Source organism: Psychrobacter sp. TAE2020, assembly GCF_018919485.1.
In the GTDB taxonomy this organism is placed as follows: Bacteria; Pseudomonadota; Gammaproteobacteria; order Pseudomonadales; family Moraxellaceae; genus Psychrobacter.
Window position 1 is genome coordinate 2,630,048 of sequence record NZ_JAHLMU010000001.1, and the last position, 17,079, is coordinate 2,647,126.

The 17,079-nt window shown below is 39.7% G+C and carries 18 protein-coding genes and 1 tRNA gene; 14 read left to right on the plus strand and 5 right to left on the minus strand.

What is annotated here, in order from left to right; all coding sequences use genetic code 11:
* The first annotated feature begins 156 nt into the window (after positions 1-156).
* The 7 genes from KPY62_RS10795 to KPY62_RS10825 all read left to right on the plus strand — a co-directional run bounded on the left by KPY62_RS10795 (position 157) and on the right by KPY62_RS10825 (position 5,221).
* Positions 157-231: transfer RNA gene (locus tag KPY62_RS10795), tRNA-Gly, on the plus strand.
* 797 nt (positions 232-1,028) lie between these two features.
* Positions 1,029-1,661: an OmpA family protein gene (locus tag KPY62_RS10800; protein ID WP_216581985.1), complete on the plus strand. Its 633-nt coding sequence runs from the start codon at positions 1,029-1,031 to the stop codon at positions 1,659-1,661.
* A gap of 63 nt (positions 1,662-1,724) precedes the next feature.
* Positions 1,725-2,018 (plus strand): hypothetical protein, encoded by a 294-nt coding sequence (locus tag KPY62_RS10805; RefSeq protein WP_216581986.1) that lies wholly within the window; start codon positions 1,725-1,727, stop codon positions 2,016-2,018.
* Between the two features lie 3 nt (positions 2,019-2,021).
* The gene (locus KPY62_RS10810) at positions 2,022-2,186 is read left to right on the plus strand and encodes a hypothetical protein (RefSeq protein ID WP_216581987.1); all 165 of its coding nucleotides are present in this window, start codon (positions 2,022-2,024) and stop codon (positions 2,184-2,186) included.
* A 24-nt stretch (positions 2,187-2,210) separates the two neighbouring features.
* A complete protein-coding gene (locus KPY62_RS10815; RefSeq protein ID WP_228730665.1) occupies positions 2,211-2,798 on the plus strand; it encodes a D-alanyl-D-alanine carboxypeptidase family protein in 588 nt (195 codons plus the stop codon).
* 164 nt (positions 2,799-2,962) lie between these two features.
* Complete coding sequence (locus KPY62_RS10820) at positions 2,963-3,994, plus strand: hypothetical protein (protein WP_216581988.1); 1,032 nt, start codon at positions 2,963-2,965, stop codon at positions 3,992-3,994.
* Positions 3,995-4,426: 432 nt separating this feature from the next.
* Positions 4,427-5,221 carry a glucose 1-dehydrogenase gene (locus KPY62_RS10825; RefSeq protein ID WP_201623479.1) on the plus strand — a complete coding sequence of 265 codons (795 nt, stop codon included), beginning with the start codon at positions 4,427-4,429 and terminating at the stop codon, positions 5,219-5,221.
* A 176-nt stretch (positions 5,222-5,397) separates the two neighbouring features.
* On the opposite strand, the gene KPY62_RS10830 is transcribed toward KPY62_RS10825, so the two are convergent.
* The 3 genes from KPY62_RS10830 to nadR all read right to left on the minus strand — a co-directional run bounded on the left by KPY62_RS10830 (position 5,398) and on the right by nadR (position 8,074).
* A complete protein-coding gene (locus KPY62_RS10830) occupies positions 5,398-5,853 on the minus strand; it encodes a DUF962 domain-containing protein (protein ID WP_216581989.1) in 456 nt (151 codons plus the stop codon).
* Positions 5,854-6,087: 234 nt separating this feature from the next.
* The gene (gene pnuC, locus KPY62_RS10835; RefSeq protein WP_216581990.1) at positions 6,088-6,837 is read right to left on the minus strand and encodes a nicotinamide riboside transporter PnuC; all 750 of its coding nucleotides are present in this window, start codon (positions 6,835-6,837) and stop codon (positions 6,088-6,090) included.
* A 181-nt stretch (positions 6,838-7,018) separates the two neighbouring features.
* The gene (nadR, locus tag KPY62_RS10840) at positions 7,019-8,074 is read right to left on the minus strand and encodes a multifunctional transcriptional regulator/nicotinamide-nucleotide adenylyltransferase/ribosylnicotinamide kinase NadR (RefSeq protein ID WP_216581991.1); all 1,056 of its coding nucleotides are present in this window, start codon (positions 8,072-8,074) and stop codon (positions 7,019-7,021) included.
* Positions 8,075-8,614: 540 nt separating this feature from the next.
* On the opposite strand from nadR, the gene KPY62_RS10845 reads away from it, so the two are divergent.
* The 4 genes from KPY62_RS10845 (at position 8,615) to KPY62_RS10860 (ending at position 12,927) form a co-directional block, all read left to right on the plus strand.
* Complete coding sequence (locus KPY62_RS10845) at positions 8,615-8,839, plus strand: PspC domain-containing protein (protein WP_228730666.1); 225 nt, start codon at positions 8,615-8,617, stop codon at positions 8,837-8,839.
* A gap of 334 nt (positions 8,840-9,173) precedes the next feature.
* Complete coding sequence (gene glyQ, locus KPY62_RS10850) at positions 9,174-10,205, plus strand: glycine--tRNA ligase subunit alpha (RefSeq protein WP_216581992.1); 1,032 nt, start codon at positions 9,174-9,176, stop codon at positions 10,203-10,205.
* Between the two features lie 9 nt (positions 10,206-10,214).
* A complete protein-coding gene (gene glyS / locus KPY62_RS10855) occupies positions 10,215-12,308 on the plus strand; it encodes a glycine--tRNA ligase subunit beta (RefSeq protein WP_216581993.1) in 2,094 nt (697 codons plus the stop codon).
* Between the two features lie 370 nt (positions 12,309-12,678).
* Positions 12,679-12,927, plus strand: coding sequence for a hypothetical protein (locus KPY62_RS10860; protein WP_228730667.1), 249 nt, complete (start codon positions 12,679-12,681; stop codon positions 12,925-12,927).
* 77 nt (positions 12,928-13,004) lie between these two features.
* Here the strand turns inward: KPY62_RS10860 and KPY62_RS10865 are convergent, their stop codons facing one another.
* Positions 13,005-13,472, minus strand: coding sequence for a cell division protein ZapA (locus KPY62_RS10865; protein ID WP_216581995.1), 468 nt, complete (start codon positions 13,470-13,472; stop codon positions 13,005-13,007).
* Positions 13,473-13,535: 63 nt separating this feature from the next.
* Positions 13,536-13,997, minus strand: a complete 462-nt coding sequence (locus KPY62_RS10870) for a hypothetical protein (RefSeq protein WP_216581996.1) — start codon at positions 13,995-13,997, stop codon at positions 13,536-13,538.
* A gap of 209 nt (positions 13,998-14,206) precedes the next feature.
* Here KPY62_RS10870 and KPY62_RS10875 point away from each other — a divergent pair, with 209 nt between their 5' ends.
* From KPY62_RS10875 to argE, 3 genes are all read left to right on the plus strand, one after another.
* Positions 14,207-14,860, plus strand: coding sequence for a UPF0149 family protein (locus tag KPY62_RS10875; RefSeq protein ID WP_201623487.1), 654 nt, complete (start codon positions 14,207-14,209; stop codon positions 14,858-14,860).
* A gap of 247 nt (positions 14,861-15,107) precedes the next feature.
* Positions 15,108-15,590, plus strand: coding sequence for a nucleoside deaminase (locus KPY62_RS10880; protein WP_216581997.1), 483 nt, complete (start codon positions 15,108-15,110; stop codon positions 15,588-15,590).
* 73 nt (positions 15,591-15,663) lie between these two features.
* A complete protein-coding gene (gene argE, locus KPY62_RS10885) occupies positions 15,664-16,911 on the plus strand; it encodes an acetylornithine deacetylase (protein ID WP_216581998.1) in 1,248 nt (415 codons plus the stop codon).
* The last annotated feature ends 168 nt before the right edge of the window (positions 16,912-17,079 follow it).

A 17,079-nucleotide genomic window follows, 5' to 3' on the forward strand; every position in this document is an offset into this window, starting at 1 on the left:
AATCAATTATTTAAATTCGAAGTCAATGTTTATATAGGTCTAAAGATCCTATGATAGGCGTTGGTGAAGAAAAAAAAGATTGACACTGTCGTAATAGTTGTTAGAATAGCCAGCCTATCCAGAGGTAGTCGTGAATAACACTACGTTCTGATATATGCGGGAATAGCTCAGTGGTAGAGCATAACCTTGCCAAGGTTGGGGTCGAGAGTTCGAATCTCTTTTCCCGCTCCAAATATGGCTTGAAAAAGCAGGAAGCCTCACTATGTAATGTAGTGAGGCTTTTTTTATGCCTGCAATTCGGTGCTTAAGTCTATAAATCCGCCGCCTTCTATATCTTAATTAAAGCTGATACAGAATTAACTTGATCCCTAGCATAGTGGTGGTCACTGTAATTGAGCTTATATCAGTGTGTTTTTCATATTTTCTCTGAGTTTACTGCCTTTAGATCGGAATATTTAGGCGATAAAGATAGATGGTTTTACAATAAATTAGTAATGTTAATCGAAAGCATTAACAGTTACTGGGGTAGCTGCTAATGCGTTTGTTGTATTAACAAACTAAATTTAATGAGAGAAATAAGGCTTTTCTGCTATTTTTGTAGGATGGGTAGAGGCTCAGTAGAACAAATACTAATAGGCTTCATTTTTCGCTTACTTAGAGGTAATGACATGAATAGCAAAATATTATTATCGCCAGTACTAGTAATAGCAATGAGTCTAATTGGTTGTCAAATGATGGCTGGCAATCAGCTATCCAATGCTGATATTGCAATCAATAAAATCAAGTAGAAAAAGAGTGGAGTTGTTTTTGAGCAGCCCAGTGACAGCATACTAAAAGCTAACGAAAGCCGAATTGTTTTTATACGTCAAAGTGAGACTGCTACTCAAACAAACCCTATCGTAGTGGGCATTGGTTCTGATGATCTTGTTGGCGCTAATTTAGACAATCTGTTTCAAGTTAGCTTAACTAGTAATCATTATTCAGACGTTGTTATCTGTAATCGCTCACAGATAGTTACTGTTCAAAATATGAATAGCATAAGTGCACAAGTACTAGCTCAGTCAAAGCGGTTTAACTTTATACCGCAAACCACGACTTATTTAAAAATAAGCCTGTCTGCAGCAGGCGCATCTACGATTGAAAAACTGCCTACTACACAAGTATTGTCGCTGTTGAGTCAAAGCATGCGTCAAACGCATCAAATTAGTCGTGTTTTCATAGACTGTAGCACCCCTAAACCAGCAGTGATTCCTCAACCTATTGTTGTAATGCCGTTAACAGTAGAACCTCCAGCAATAAATCTACCGATAAGAAATGAAAAACAGTTTACGGTCTTGTTTGACTTTGACAGCACTAAAATTACAACCAATACCACAGCTGAGTTAGGTGCAATGGCTGACTTTATCAAAACCCGTCGTACGATTAATATAGTTATTTTAGAAGATCACACTGATAACAAAGGCTCTGATAACTACAACTTAGAGCTTTCTCAGGCACGCGCTAATAAAGCCAAAGGTATTTTAGTAAATAAATATGGCGTCGACAGTATGAAGCTGACTACTATGGGATATGGTGAATATAAACCTGTAGATACTAATACTACTAGACAAGGACGTCGAAATAATTATCGAATTGTCGCTACTGTCATATTGGAAGAATAGATCTCTCAATAATTTTATTTCGATAATAATTTCTCTCAAAATCAATAGTCCAAGTATGAACTTATGAATGACATTACGGTTAAAGTTAACGGTAAAGACAGTGTGATTGCTGAAAAAATCATTGTTACAAAAGATAGCTCACCTACAGTTATCCAAGCCAGAAATAAAGTGAACTATGAGCTTATTGAGCAAGTTACTGGAAAGGCATCAGATCACATAATAACTAAGCGGATAGGTAAGCATTTAGAAATCTCATTTGAAGAGGACAGCAATACACCTGATCTTATCATTGAAGGCTTCTATGACAGCACCGATAGTGCTCTTATAGGTTTAGGCGAAGATGGTAGCTACTATTAATACGTGCCAGATACAGGAAAAGTAGGGGACTACGTTATTGAATTACAAGCTGGTGAAATTGAAGGTCAAGCCATTGGCGGTCAGTCACAGGCTTCCCCTTGGTGGGTTGATGCTACAGAAGGCTTTAACGCTCTTCCTTGGCTAGTTGGACTAGCTGGTGTTGGTTAGCAGCAGCTATTTTTGGTCATGCTGATGATAGCGACGCTGACGCCCATAGACTTATTAAGAGGAAGTAGTGATTACTACAAGTTCTATAAAAAAGGTGAAAAAATCTCTTTATCAACGCTTATCCAATCCACTTTGATCGCCAGTTCTAATGAAGCTGCCTATGCACTAGCTTGTTGGCATTCTGGTAGTGAGAGCTATTTTATACCCCAAATGATTCGTAAATCACATATGCTTGGCCTTACAAATAGCCATTATACTAGCTGTTCAGGTCTCGATAGAAGTGCTTATACTACTGCCCAAGATATGAGTAAGCTTGCAAAGGTATTTGTCAGCAAATACACCACATTAGCTTCCTACTGCTCTTTAAAATATTTTGAATTTAATGGTAAAAAAGTTTCTAACACTAACAAACTGCTACTTGCTCATGCCGCTGTTATAGGACTGAAAACAGGTAATCTTGTGGGTATTGGGTCCAATTTAATCAACTATTGGATCGATGAGGATGTGCACTATATAAGCATTGTGTTGGGCGCTGAAAGTCAAGAGAGTTGCTATGAGCTATCTAAAAGAATTATGCATAATTATGCTTCTTTAACAGCATCTGAAAGTTGATGAGCTATAAAAATATGACAACTTGTTACCACGATATTGATATTGATATCAGGCTAAGCTAGTTATATAGGTGGCAATAATGGCTAACAGCATAATGAGGCTCACTAGAATAAAGATTAAAGCATTTTTTGGTTTTCACCTTATTATACGGGCGAGTACATAATATGAAGACCTTAAAATTAGTGCTAGTGTTATTAATACTAATGACTACAGTTATTGTTGTAAGACATAATTTTGCTAATGACAATCATAATGGCAAAAATAGTGACTTAGACAAAGATGAGGGTAGGTGTCACGCTATGAAGAAGGCTTATGAACCATTATCTTTTATTGACCAAAAATATAAAGAAAAAGGTGATTTTAAATTTGTAATCGATAGTCAAAAAGTAGCAGAAACTAAAGCGCTTATATCTAATCAACAACTTGTTGATTTACAGCGCCAATTAGTAGCTGCGGATATGCTTTATCAACAAGTACTAGGGTTAACGGCGCCATTGGACAAACCTCGTTATCAGCGAGCTAATTATATTAAAGTTATAATGGCGCTTATAGACGGTAACGGTTTGAGTTACGATGAAGTTACTGCCGATAAAGCCTTAGATACTCTTGACTGTAATATTTCTATGAAGCTTAAAGCCACGTTAAAAGCTACTAATGGAACCCCTGCCCATGAACTGTTCCATATGTATCAAAACAGCTATTTTATGTTTAAGAATAGATGGTTAACAGAAGGCACTGCTCAGTGGTCTGAATCCTTGTTAAATAAAGGCTTAGGTAAACGAATTAGTGCAAGCTTACCGCAGAATTTAGAGGAGTTAGAAGCTACTATGCAGTTAAGCTACAATGCAAGTGCAATGTGGACTCGGCTGTTTCAGTTGGTTGACGAGAAAAAAGAGTTTAATATTCCCCGTTCTATAAAAGCTACTACTTATACTAATGGTGATTCCATCATTAAAGACAATAAAGCCTATGGTACTTCTTTTATAAAAGTACTATTTCAAGAACTTGAAGCACAGAGTAAGCAAGCCTCAAGTGATAATGGTTGGGATACTTATAACTGGAAAGAAAGAGATCAAAAGAGCGCTGCTAGCAACAATGTTTATATCTGGAGAGCGGTTCAAAACGCAGTTAATAAGACCGTACCAGTAGGTCAACAGTCAGAGGAGTTAAAGCATTTTATTAATATTTCTTTATAAGGATAAAGCTGATCTAGATTGCGGATGATATCAATATAAGATCCCATTAGTTAGTATCTTCCAGCAGCGATGAAAGTATTAGGCTAGGACTATGTTTATGAGCCACTGCCTTTACGAGCAACTGCTTAAATAAAGAGAGTGTCGAAGGCTATGTTGAAAATACAGTTAGAGCAAATTGATTGTCAAATCAACCTTTACAAAAATATCGTTACTATTATAGGCATTGAATAAATAAATATTACAAAAATTAGCCAACTTGCCACACTAATTTTAGGGCAGCAGAGCATAATTATTGAGTGGCTTGTTAAAAAGCCTAAGATAATTGTTTAACACCGATACAAGGTAAATTACTACCTATTGGCGGAAATAACTAAGCTTTTAGCATTAAATATTTAATAACCGTTTTTTCAATAATTATTATAAGGTATCGTTATGCAAGAATTTAAACATAAACAGTTTGATGAACTGTTCGATTTGACAGGAAAGACCGCCATTGTTACTGGTGGTGCTAACGGTATCGGTAAAGCTACGGCTTTACGTCTAGCAGAAGCTGGCGCAAACATCGCCATTGCAGATTTAAAGTTAGAGGACGCTCAAGCTGCTATCAAAGATATAGAAAAACTAGGCGTTAAAGGCTTAGCGATAGAATGTAACATTCTAAAAGACGATGACTTAGTGGCTATGGTCGATAAAGTCATGGCAGAATTTGGTAGTATAAACATTCTTATTAATAACGCTGGTGGTGGTGGTGGTGGTCGTGAAAACCCATCTAAAATATCTGTCGATGATATCCGTCGCGACTTTGAGTTAAATGTATTCAGTGGCTGGCGCTTATGCCAATTATGCGTACCGCATATGAAAAAATCTGGCTATGGTTCTATTGTATTCACTACTTCTATGTCAAGTATCAATAAAGACCCAAGCATGAGTGGTTACGCTAGCTCAAAAGCAGCTGTGAACCATATGGTAGCTAACTTAGCCCATGATTTTGGTCCAGAAGTCCGTATTAATGCTGTCGGACCAGGTGCCACTCGTACTGACGCTTTAAAAACAGTATTAACGCCTGAAATCGAAAAGAAAATGCTAGCACATACACCTATTCAGCGTTTAGGTGAAGCTGATGATATAGCAGGTGCTATGCTGTATTTTGCCTCACCAGTTTCGACTTGGGTGAGTGGGCAGACTATATTTGTTAACGGTGGTGGTGTGCAAACACTCGATCAATGATGGATTGCAGTGTTTGATTCATACAGCTATTCAATAAAGCTTTAATAGATAATTGGTAAAAAGCGCGGCCTTGCTATTAATCTAACAGCGAGGCCGCGCTTTTTTATTTATGAGATAGTAGTGAATAGTGTGCTGTTGGTATTTAATGGACTTTTCTAGAAGTTCTGATTGTTAGCCTAAGTGTTTTTAGAAGGTCTATTAGGTAGTAAACTATTAATAACCCACGCTGGCCCAATTAATAAAAACTGTAGGTCTTCGAAAAATGAAGGTTTCTGGCCTTCAATTTTATGACCGACGAACTGTCCAATCCAAGCAATAACAAATACTCCCGCCCAAAGCTTAAATCCTAAAGGTAGGCTGGCCATTACCGCTAAGCAAATAGCAATAAACAACCCCATCGCTAAAAACAGAGGGGTAGATAGCTGCATATAGAATAATAAAACCAAAGCGCTCAGTACTAGAGTGAACCATACTGATAATGACATGCCCATCCCTAAAATACTGACAAAGATAGCAGGTACGCATAGCCAATGGATTTTTTTATTAATAAGGTTTTGATGACTTACCGCGTATTCACTGAGCCACTGTTCAAGTGAGCGCTTAGACATCTGGGGTTGTCGAGTACGAGACATACTAACCTCCTTGTTAGTGATAGAGCTATTAATGATCAAGCTACATGGTGCTATCAGTTATAGCACCATTTAACATAGCTGACTATATTATCTAGTAAAGCGTTACACTGATAAGGTGTTATTTTAATAGTGTTAGGTATAGCGACTATTTATTAAAGACTATTCATTAGAGAGTAAGCATAACCTATACGGTCATGTAGAGCATGCTTAGGCCCTCTAATTAAATACTCGGTTTTATACCGTTTTCTCTAGGGCATTTTGCTCGCTACGATACCATTCATAGAGTCCGACAAAAGAGTTTACTTGGTAAACCATGGTTTGAATGGCAAATATATAGTTGCCAGACATTAAGTTTACTGTCAACCAGACGAAGTTAGACAGAATCCATAGCCACCAGTTAAACGAGTAACGCAAGATCATCGCTGCCTGCGCGGTAATGGAGATTATAAAAGCAATAACGTTAATCCAGAAGAATGAAATAAAGCCTAAAAACTTACTATTATCATCTTCTACAACGGCATAGCCATAGCTGCTCAATAGATCATTAACAGTGGGAAATAGCGCTAAACCAATAATCATAAAGCTACCAGTAATTAGCCACACCCATTTATTAGCTGATTTAGGAATCATATCACCATCAGCATCGGTGTTTTTCGTCCAGTAGAAAAGTCCGTATAAATGAGTGAAGAAGTTAAATAGTGGTGCTAGCATTAAGCCAACAGACCCTGCTGTCGCTTGTACTACCACTTCGCCAGCGGTTGCGCCCATACCAAAGCCGTTACCTAAGATGTTTTTGCGGAAAGACAGTGATACTACACAGACTAACCCTACGAAAGAGACGCCCAAATAAAACCAATCCAGCGTTTCATGATTAGTAGTCAACCAAAAGCCTGCAGATAATGCTAGCACTCCTGATATAAACCAAGTGACTATCCACTGTAGCGCCCATTTCCCAGTAATATTGTCCAATAGCTGAATGCGCATAATTATCCTCAAAATTTTTGCTTAAAGTTGTACTTAGAATGGTATTTGGCAGTCGTACTTAGCATTACGTTAAAACTTATATTTGAATTTAAAATCCTCATTAAAACCTTTATAAGTCAGGTCTTTGCTTAAGTAAGTGACGACTATATGAGCTGTAAATTATAAGTTATTATAGTTTTTACTAAATCGGTTTGCCGGTTTTGCCATAGATATGCTGATCAATAAAGGCGATTGCCTCTTGATAACGTGCATCATAGTCAGGCTTGTCTATCAGGTGTGGGTCGATATTATGACGGTCAAAAATCTCTAATAGTCGCTGCTCAAAGCGTCCTCGTGATTCAGTATCTCCTAACGAGCGCATACCGTCAGCGACCCATGGTGTATTATTATCCAACATAATAGTATGGTCTAACTGAAACTCATTAATACAAGCACTGACGAAGGGATGGTTACGACCTTCGTACTCTTCACAGAAAGCTTGAGTAGTGACAAAGTCAGTATCAACGATAGTTACTGGAGCAGTAGCGTTGGCAGTTGCTATCCGTATGGCTTGGGCATGATTTAGGGCGATAGGGCCATAGTCACTATATTGCAGTCCAACCTCACTGCCACCTAAATCAGTACCTACATACAGCCGACCCATCTCTAACGCAAAAGTAGCACCATAATAATTGGCTAGTTTGTGTACTAAGGTGGTTTTACCTGAGCTTTCACCACCTACGATAGCGATAGTCTTAGTATAATTACCACGCGCTTGTGGGTGCAATGCCAACCAATGTGCTATTGGATTACGAGCAATAGCATAAGAGTCAAACTCTGGCTGCAATGGGGTAGTGGCGACAGGCATTAATAACTGCTCACATAACTCTGGTTGCGCTAGAGGATGATTATCAGCGACGAACAGTACGGCATCCTTTGGCAAGCTCAAAGCGTCCGTTAAGCGTTGCAATTTAGCGTTGCTAGTTGATATATCAATAATCACATCATCAAATCGCTCATGTAAAGGTAGAGCAATCTCTTTAGTGGTATGAATATGGATAAAGGGTAGATTAGCACAGGCCATCTGTAGCCAGCGGGCCTTGTCTTGTAAAGTAATATAAAAGTCTGGGTGTGGTGATGGATGCTTAGTAATGACAATGTGCAAGCTTTTGGCTTGTCCTGCTGCTGCCAATATACTGCGCATTTGTCCTAAATGTAGCGGTTCAAAATGTCCAATCATCAGACCAGCATCGTACATAATAATCCTTAAAAATTCATTTTAAATGATAGGTTGGTTTTCTTACAAGCAGTTTTGGTTAAACCGTTAGCTTTATCAAAGACAGTAGTAGAGATCACTTTAATGAGTGATTTATAATTGTTATTTATTGGCGCTATTTATTAACCTAATTCATTAACGTCAATTATGAACATTATTTATTGGTATGGTATAAAGGTTTGTATAGATATACAGGTGAGTTATTGTAAATACTCTTATTATCATGATTAGTGACGGTGAAAATATAAGCTGTTTTATGGTTAATGATGCCTAGTGGATAAAGGGTGTTGTAACTGTTTGAATTAAACCGTATAAAATAGTGGCAACAAAGGCGCAACAACAGGGACTCTGAAACATTTTGAAATAACTATTTAGAATCAGCTACTTACAAGGCACAATGACAGACTATGGCAACTTTAGTTATCATAAATTCACAAAGTACGCCTACATTTTAAACAGATATAGTAGAAATGATTGCTATACTTATTGGCAAGTTAAGTAGAATAATAAGGAGTATAAGATTTGGCCAACTCGTCAAACAAGTTAGTAAAGTTGCATCGCTCTAAGAATAATCGCATGTTAGCCGGAGTAATGGGTGGCGTTGCAGAATATGTAGGGTGGTCACCAACTTGGGTACGCCTGTTATTCGTGATTATATCTTCTTTAAGCGCAGCAGTACCCGGAATCTTAATTTACATTATATTGTGGATTATCATGCCTAATGCTAACGCCCAATCGTATGAATAATAAAAGTCTTAATCTTAGTCTACTAGTTTGACCAAGTAATCTTATAGCATCACTAGATGCTAAAAAACAAAAAGCCTGTCTAAACAGGATGACATGACATACCTTTCCTCCTACTCAGATGTTTATTCATCTGGGTATTTTTTTAATTTTATTTCTACTATCAATTAGCGTATAAGCTTAGCAACTATAAATTAATTGCTGTAAATATAGATAAAATAGCCATTTTTTAGTAAGGTAGGTGGTTAAACAGATACGTCATCAAATAGACTGCATTACTTATGCACAAGTAGGTTTTAGTTTTGTCTAATTTTACTCATTCCACAGTGATTCCTCTATGACTTCCGAAGTTACAAATACCCAAACATTGACCTTTCAAGATTTAATTTTAACTCTACAGAACTATTGGGCCTCAAAGGGCTGTGTAGTGTTACAACCTTATGATATGGAAGTGGGCGCGGGTACTTTTCATACCGCAACTTTTTTGCGTTCTTTAGGTCCTGAACGTTGGAATGCCGCTTATGTGCAACCCTCACGTCGACCCACTGATGGCCGCTATGGTGACAACCCTAACCGTTTGCAGCATTATTATCAGTTTCAAGTGGTACTCAAACCTAACCCCCCTAATATGCAAGAGCTGTATTTGGACTCTCTAAGAGCTATAGGAATTGATCCTTTAGTTCATGATGTGCGTTTTGTGGAAGACAACTGGGAGTCGCCAACGTTAGGAGCGTGGGGTCTAGGTTGGGAGATATGGCTCAATGGTATGGAAGTGACGCAGTTTACTTATTTTCAGCAAGTCGGCGGTATTGAGTGTTTCCCTGTTACTGGTGAGATTACCTATGGTCTTGAGCGTTTGGCTATGTATGTTCAAGGTGTCGATAGTGTTTACGACTTAGTATGGGCGGATGGTGAGTTCGGCCGTGTCACTTATGGTGATGTGTTTCATCAAAACGAAGTGGAGCAGTCTACTTATAACTTTGAGCATGCTGATGTGCCAAAGATGGCTGAGTTTTTTGATTTCTATGAGCAGCAAGCGGATAAATTGGTCGCTGAAGGGTTGCCACTACCTGCTTATGAGATGGTTCTTAAAGCTTCGCATGCTTTTAACTTGCTCGATGCCCGTGGGGCGATTTCGGTCACTGAACGTCAACGTTTTATTCTACGAGTGCGTACTTTGGCACGTAAAGTAGCACTGGGCTATGTTGAAGCACGAGCAAAGTTAGGCTTTCCATTAGCTGATGAGGCACACCGTCAGGCGGCTTTAGATAAGTATTTACCTAAGAAAAAGTTTAACGTAGATAATGCTGATGATAATAAGTTAAACAGCAAAAAAGCTAACCACAATACTAACAATAATAATAAATAGGAGCATCCCATGAGTAGCATTTTGTTTGAACTGGGGTGTGAAGAGTTGCCCCCAAAGAGCCTAAAAACCTTGCGTGATGCGCTACAAGCTAGCGTTACTGAGCAATTAAATGAGGCTGATATTAGCTTCGATAGTATCCATTCTTTTGCGGCGCCGCGTCGTTTAGCGTTACAGATTCAAGGTATCAGTGACAAGCAGCCGGATCGTAGTGAACAAAAACGTGGCCCAGCGATCAAAGCAGCTTTTGATGCTGAAGGTAATGCTACTCGCGCAGCGCTTGGCTTTGCCAAAGGTCTTGGCATTGAGGCAAGCGAGCTGATCACTATTAACACTGACAAAGGTGATTATATTGGCTATGAGCAAAAAGTCACTGGTCAGGCGGTCACTGAATTATTGCCACAAATATTACAAACCGCATTAGATCACTTGCCTATAGCTAAACGTATGCGTTCAGGCACCTCAAGAGAGGAGTTTGTGCGACCAGTACAGTGGGCAGTGCTGATGCAAGATGATCAGGTTATTGAAGCTGTTATTCAAGGTCAGCAAACAGGTACGCAAACACGTGGCCATCGTTTCCATAGTCCTGATTACCATACTATTGACCATGCTGATAACTACGAAGAGCTTCTACAAAGTCTCAAGGTAATCGTTAATTTTGATAAGCGCAAAACGCTGATCAAGAATCAAGTCAAAGCCTTAGCTGATCAAGTTAATGCTAATGCTATCGTCCCACCAGAATTATTGGATGAAGTGACGGCGTTGGTTGATTTCCCAATTGCCTTGCGCGCAAGCTTTGAGCCAAGGTTCTTGCAAGTACCGCAAGAAGCGCTAATCTCAACCATGCAAGCGGATCAAAAGTATTTTTGTTTGACTGATAAAGCTGGCAAGCTGCAGCCTTATTTTATCTTTATCACTAATATTGAATCCAAAGACCCTAATCAAATTGTGCAAGGTAATGAAAAAGTAGTACGTCCACGTTTGGCCGATGCTGAGTTCTTCTTCTTACAAGATCAAAAGCAGCCATTATTTGCGCTAACTGAAAACCTAAAAACCCGAGTGTTTCAAGACAAACTCGGTACTATTTGGCAGAAGTCTGAACGTATTGCTAAGCTAGCTGCTTTTATTGCTGCCCTCATGCAACAGCAAGGTATGCAAATTAATATTGATGAAACGGTGCGTGCGGCTATTTTGTCTAAAGCTGATTTAGCCAGCTCTTTAGTCGGTGAGTACCCTGAACTACAAGGTATCGCTGGCACTTATTATGCCCGTCTTAATGATGAGCCTGAAGCGGTTGCTGCTAGTTTGGAAGAGCAGTATTTGCCGAAATTCAGTGGGGATGTATTACCAAAAACCCCTATTGGAATATGTTTGGCCTTAGCGGATCGTTTAGATACCTTAGTAGGTATTTTTGCTATCGACCAAGCGCCTACTGGCTCAAAAGATCCGTTTAGCTTGCGCCGTTCAGCTATTGGTATCTTGCGTATCTTGATCGAAAAGCAACTACCTATTGATTTGGTTACTCTAGTTGAGCAAGCGGTTAACAACTATACTAGTGGCGAAGACAGCAAAATTGCTGAAATGGGTGATACTTTTACTCAAGTAATGGCCTTTTTGAATTCACGCTATCGGGCGATGTATACTGAACAAGGTGTCAGCGTTGATACTATTCAAGCTGTACAAGCCATCAACCCGCATATGCCATTAGATTTTGATCAGCGTATTCGTGGCGTACAAGCCTTTAGTGAATTGCCGCAAGCATCAAAGCTAGCAGACTCTAATAAGCGCGTGGCTAATATTTTGGCTAAGTCTGAATCTGATGTGGCAAGTAGTGTTGATGAGTCGTTATTAGCAGAGCCTGCGGAGCAGGAGTTATATCGGGCGGTGAGTCAAGCACAGACAGCAGTAGAGCCTTTGCTGGCACAAGCTGATTACACTCAGATCCTGCAAACGCTAGCTAACTTAGATGAGCCATTAACCCAATTCTTTGAAGGGGTAATGGTCAATAGCGAAGAGCTAGCGCTTAAAAACAATCGCTTGGCACTGCTAAAGCAAGTTCGGGCGTTGTTCTTGACGGTTGCTGATATTAGTGAGCTGCAGTTATAGCTCTATTAGAGTGATTATTCAACGGTTGCCTAATCATTAGCTGTACGCTGATTAAAGCTTTATAGAAATAAAAAACTGGCTCTGCTAATTGGTTATTACAGAGCCAGTTTTTTATGGGCTATTGTATTAAGCGACTTACTAAGCAATGTATTAAGTAACTTACTTTTTAGTAACTAAATCTTTAATAGCTTAGTTTTTAATACTTGTACTTTACTTAACGACTAGTTAATTAATGAGTAATTACACAGATCAGCCATTGTGCTGGCTGCGTCAGTTACAGTAAACTTTAAGTCATAGATCATTAAATATTGTTCAAAGGAGCACTATCGTGTTTGCTATTATCATCATAATAATTATAGTTTGGATCTGCATGTGGCTGTTTTATAAAGTCATGTACCCACGTGCACCAAAAAGCATGATGCCACAAGAAGGCGACGTAACCGAACCACGCAATTGCAATTTTTGTGGTCATAGCTTAGCCGAATACCGTGGTGTGCTCGAAACCAAAACTGTGGCATCCAAGGCTGCTGTTAGTGATACAACAGAAGACAATACCTTGTTCTTTTGCAATTATGAACATCAAGCTGATTTTCATGCAGGCAGAGGTTATGAGCCATAAGGCAAAAAACTAGCTCTTTATTTTGACTTTATACCAGTTAATCCCAATACTTATTTATAGTGGCTGCTATAAAGTTGTTATAAAATGGACTGCGCATCTTTTATGACTTTGTTTAAAAATGCTTCGTTTTGATCATTTTGCTGCTGACGACTGATCTCGGCCTTATTATTGTCTTGAATTTTTTCGTATAAGTTTAAGCAAGTTAAAACCAGTAAGTCTTCTTGACTCAATTTAGGGGCGTCTTTTTTTATATCGGTAGCGAAGTTATTGATGTAATGCACAGCCGAGCGTAATTCTTGTTCTTCATGTACTGGACAAAAGATATTGTAACTGGAGTCAGCAATAAAGATATTGACCATTTTCATTGGTGATTCAGCAGGTTTTACCGTTTTTTTAGAGCTATCAGCACCTTTGGCTGCTAATGGTGCACTATTAGCGCTTAGCGTCTGAATAGCCGACTTAAGCTCTTGATTGTCAGGTTTTTTATCAGTAGCTGCTGATTTTTGTGGCGCTGTAGCTTGAGTATTTGAGTTATTATCGGTCATAAAAAATCCTACAAAATATAAGAATAGTTAAAGTGTGGTGAGCTAAGTAAAGGGCAACTGAGCCTAACCATCTATTTGGTCAATACGAGTCAAACGCTGCAGTACCACTTGGGTGCGCTCTGCTGCCAATTGGTTTTTCTCTTGCAAATCATTATTTTGCTTTTTGATCTCTTCGTTTTGCTGTTGCAGCTCCAAGCTTTGCTGTTTAAGCGTATTGTTATGCTGCTGCAACTGTTCATTGCTTTGTTGCAACTCAGCCAGTTGGTTTTGAATTTTATCTTGTTCTTCCCCTATCATATGATGAGCTTCAGCTAAACTTTGATAACGATTATCTAACTCAACCAAGCGTTTTTTACCATTGTCACGTTCGGCATAACTGCTATCTAGTTTGGCCTTGAGTGCTGACAATTCTTTGGGATCGATGTTTGGCCGCTGTTTGAGGCGATTAAGTTCGCCACTGACAAGTTGATGCTGCTTTTTGATATCGAGTATCATTTTTTCTAAGACTTTTAATTGATCATACATAGTCAGTTTGTATCCTTAACCAGTAGAGTGTGAATGAATTTATGCTTATACGTTTAATAATGCCATAGGTGACCGCATAATATCTATATCAACAAGGTAATTACCCTTATTGTCTTACTTTATATCTCGATTGGTCAGTTGGCTATAATTATTTATAGCTACGCTAATTAATAACTAAATAGCATTAACCAATAACTAGGACATCTTTTATGAATGATAATATCTCAGGCTGGAATACTTGGTCTACTGTATTTGAAGAGTGGACTGATGTGACTATCAGCGAATTGCACGGCTTTATGACTGGTATGATGACTGCCTGTGATGCGCCTGATGAGCAAGTCTGGGCTACTGTACTTGAGGAACTAAGCTTTTCGCCACTACCAGAGCCTGCATTGACCTTATTAGCCGAAGAGGCTGAAGATACGGTATTTCAGCTCAAAGATAAAGATGATGCTTATGCTTTTGCGCCATTAGTACCTGATGATGAACATGATTTATACGAGCGAGTAATGGCCTTGAAACAGTGGTCAAATGGCTTTATGACTGGGTTTGGTATTACGGATAGTCATTTAACTAGCGAAGAGAACGAAATGCTCATTGATCTAGCTAAGATCGGTGGTATTCGCCTAGAAGACGATGAAGATTTTGAAGGGGGCGAAGAGTCTTACCTTCATCTTTATGAGTTTGCCCGTATGGTGCCAGTCAGTTTTGCTACTCGTCCACGCAAACCAGTAAAAGATCTGCCGCTGATTGCAGGTTTGGCTATAGATGCCAAAACTACTAAAGAGTTACAAGCAGAGGGCAAGTTGCCAAAGCGTATCCCACCTGTGATCGATATAATGAATAAAAACAATCCATCGTAAACCTTTTAGCTTTTATGTTTAACTGCCTCGCTTTAACGACTGATCGTTAGCAATTAAAGCCTATTCACGGTTTAGTAACCTCAGTAAGCTATCGGGAGCAAATTGCCCTCAATACAATGCTGAAATAAAAGCTAATATGGGGGTTAAGCATTAGAGCGTGTTCGATAGTGATAATTAGATAGGGCTGTGTGTACCGAACTGCTGAACACCGCCTACTGATAAATAAAAATAAGCTGGAGAATAGATTATGACAAAGGATAATGACCAACAACATTTGCAGCGCTGCATTGAGCTAGCAACTGAAGCTTTAGAGGCTGGCGATCAGCCATTTGGTAGTGTGCTAGTCGCCGCTGACGGTACGGTAATGAATGAAGATCGTAACCGTGCTAATAGCGTTGATCCTACTTATCATCCGGAAATTGCAGTAGCTCGTTGGGCGGCGCAAAATATGACTGCAGAGGCACGAGCACAAGCCACAGTCTATACTTCAGGTGAGCATTGCGCTATGTGTTCAGCGGCGCATGCTTGGGCTGGTCTTGGCCGTATTGTCTATATTAGCTCATCTGAACAATTGGGCGAGTGGATGCAGGAGATGGGGGTGGAATCGACTTCACCGATCAACAGCTTAGCTATTCAACAAGTTGCGCCCAATGTACCAGTAGAAGGGCCGATTGCCGGATTAGATCAACAAGTAAAAGAGTTGCAACGTCGTGCCCAGCAACAAGCCTAAAAAAGCAAGATTTTAGCCTCGTTCGGTGACTTGCTCTTATATTGAATGTACTAATGTACTGAAGGGATATCCAATGGTTGTAACTACTAGCACTACCACTGATTATCAAACTGATCGTCAGCCTAAGCCTACTGAGGCTTACCCTCATAACAGTGTTGATTGGCTGAGCCATTTGATCAGTTTTGATACTGTCAGTCGCTATTCAAATCTAGCTCTTATTAAACAAGTGCAAGCTTACTGTGAGCAGTTGGGTTTGTCAGTGGATTTGACTTTTAATCAGGCGCAAGATAAAGCCAATCTATTCGTTACAGTGGCTGCTGGTGAGCACGCGGATATTAGCACTGGCGGTCTAGTATTATCTGGGCATACTGATGTGGTACCAGTCGATGGGCAGCAATGGACTTCTGATCCGTTCAACGCTACTATTCGTGGCTCACGCCTTTACGGACGTGGCTCTTGCGACATGAAGGGTTTTATCGCTTGTGCACTGAATCTACTACCAGCGGCAGTAAAGCTCTCTAAAGCCGGTAAGCTGCATCGTCCTATCCATTTGGCTTTATCTTTTGATGAGGAAGTAGGCTGTCTAGGAGCGCCATTAATTTTGGCAGATTTGGCAAATCGTGGTATCAAGCCTGATTATTGTATCGTTGGCGAGCCGACTAATATGACTATGGTGGTGGCGCATAAAGGTATTGCGGTGTATCGCTGCCGTGTGCATGGCAAGTCTGCTCATTCGTCACTGACTACTCAAGGGGTCAATTCAATCAGCTATGCTAGTCGCTTAATTGGTTTTGTCGATGATTTGGCAGAAAAATTAAGTCACCGTGATGATAGCGATGCCCTATTTGATGTACCGTACTCCACGCTCTCAGTAGGTACGATTCAAGGAGGCACGGCGACTAATATTGTGCCGAATTTATGTGAATTTACTTTTGATTATCGCAATCTACCGCATATGACTCAAGAGGATATCCTACTACCTATTCAGGGCAAAGTTGCGGAGCTAAACGCGCAGATGCAATTACGTGCCCCCGAGACTGGTATTGAGCTGCTACAAGAAGAAAGTGTGCCAGCGATGACTGACAGCACTAATGACGAGCTACAACAGCTAATAGCGGCATTAGTTGAGGATAGTAAACGCCATAAAGTTGCCTACGCTACTGAAGGAGGGCAGTTCACTAATGCTGGCATTCCAACTATCATCTGTGGCCCAGGTAGTATTGAGCAGGCTCATAAAGCGGATGAATATGTCGAACTTGCTGAACTTGAGCGCTGTGATGGATTTCTACAGCGTTTGCTTGAGAATTGTACCAGCGTTTAGCTACTATAAAGTTAATCATCATTTCAAATGAGCTTCAATAGGTATAAAATACACCGTCTTTATGGCGGTGTTTTTTTGATGGTTGTTGTTTAGCGTGGCACGGCGTTTCAGTGTAAGCTTTCTAATAATAGCCTCTCTAAGCACAGGCTTTTAATCAATACATTAGGG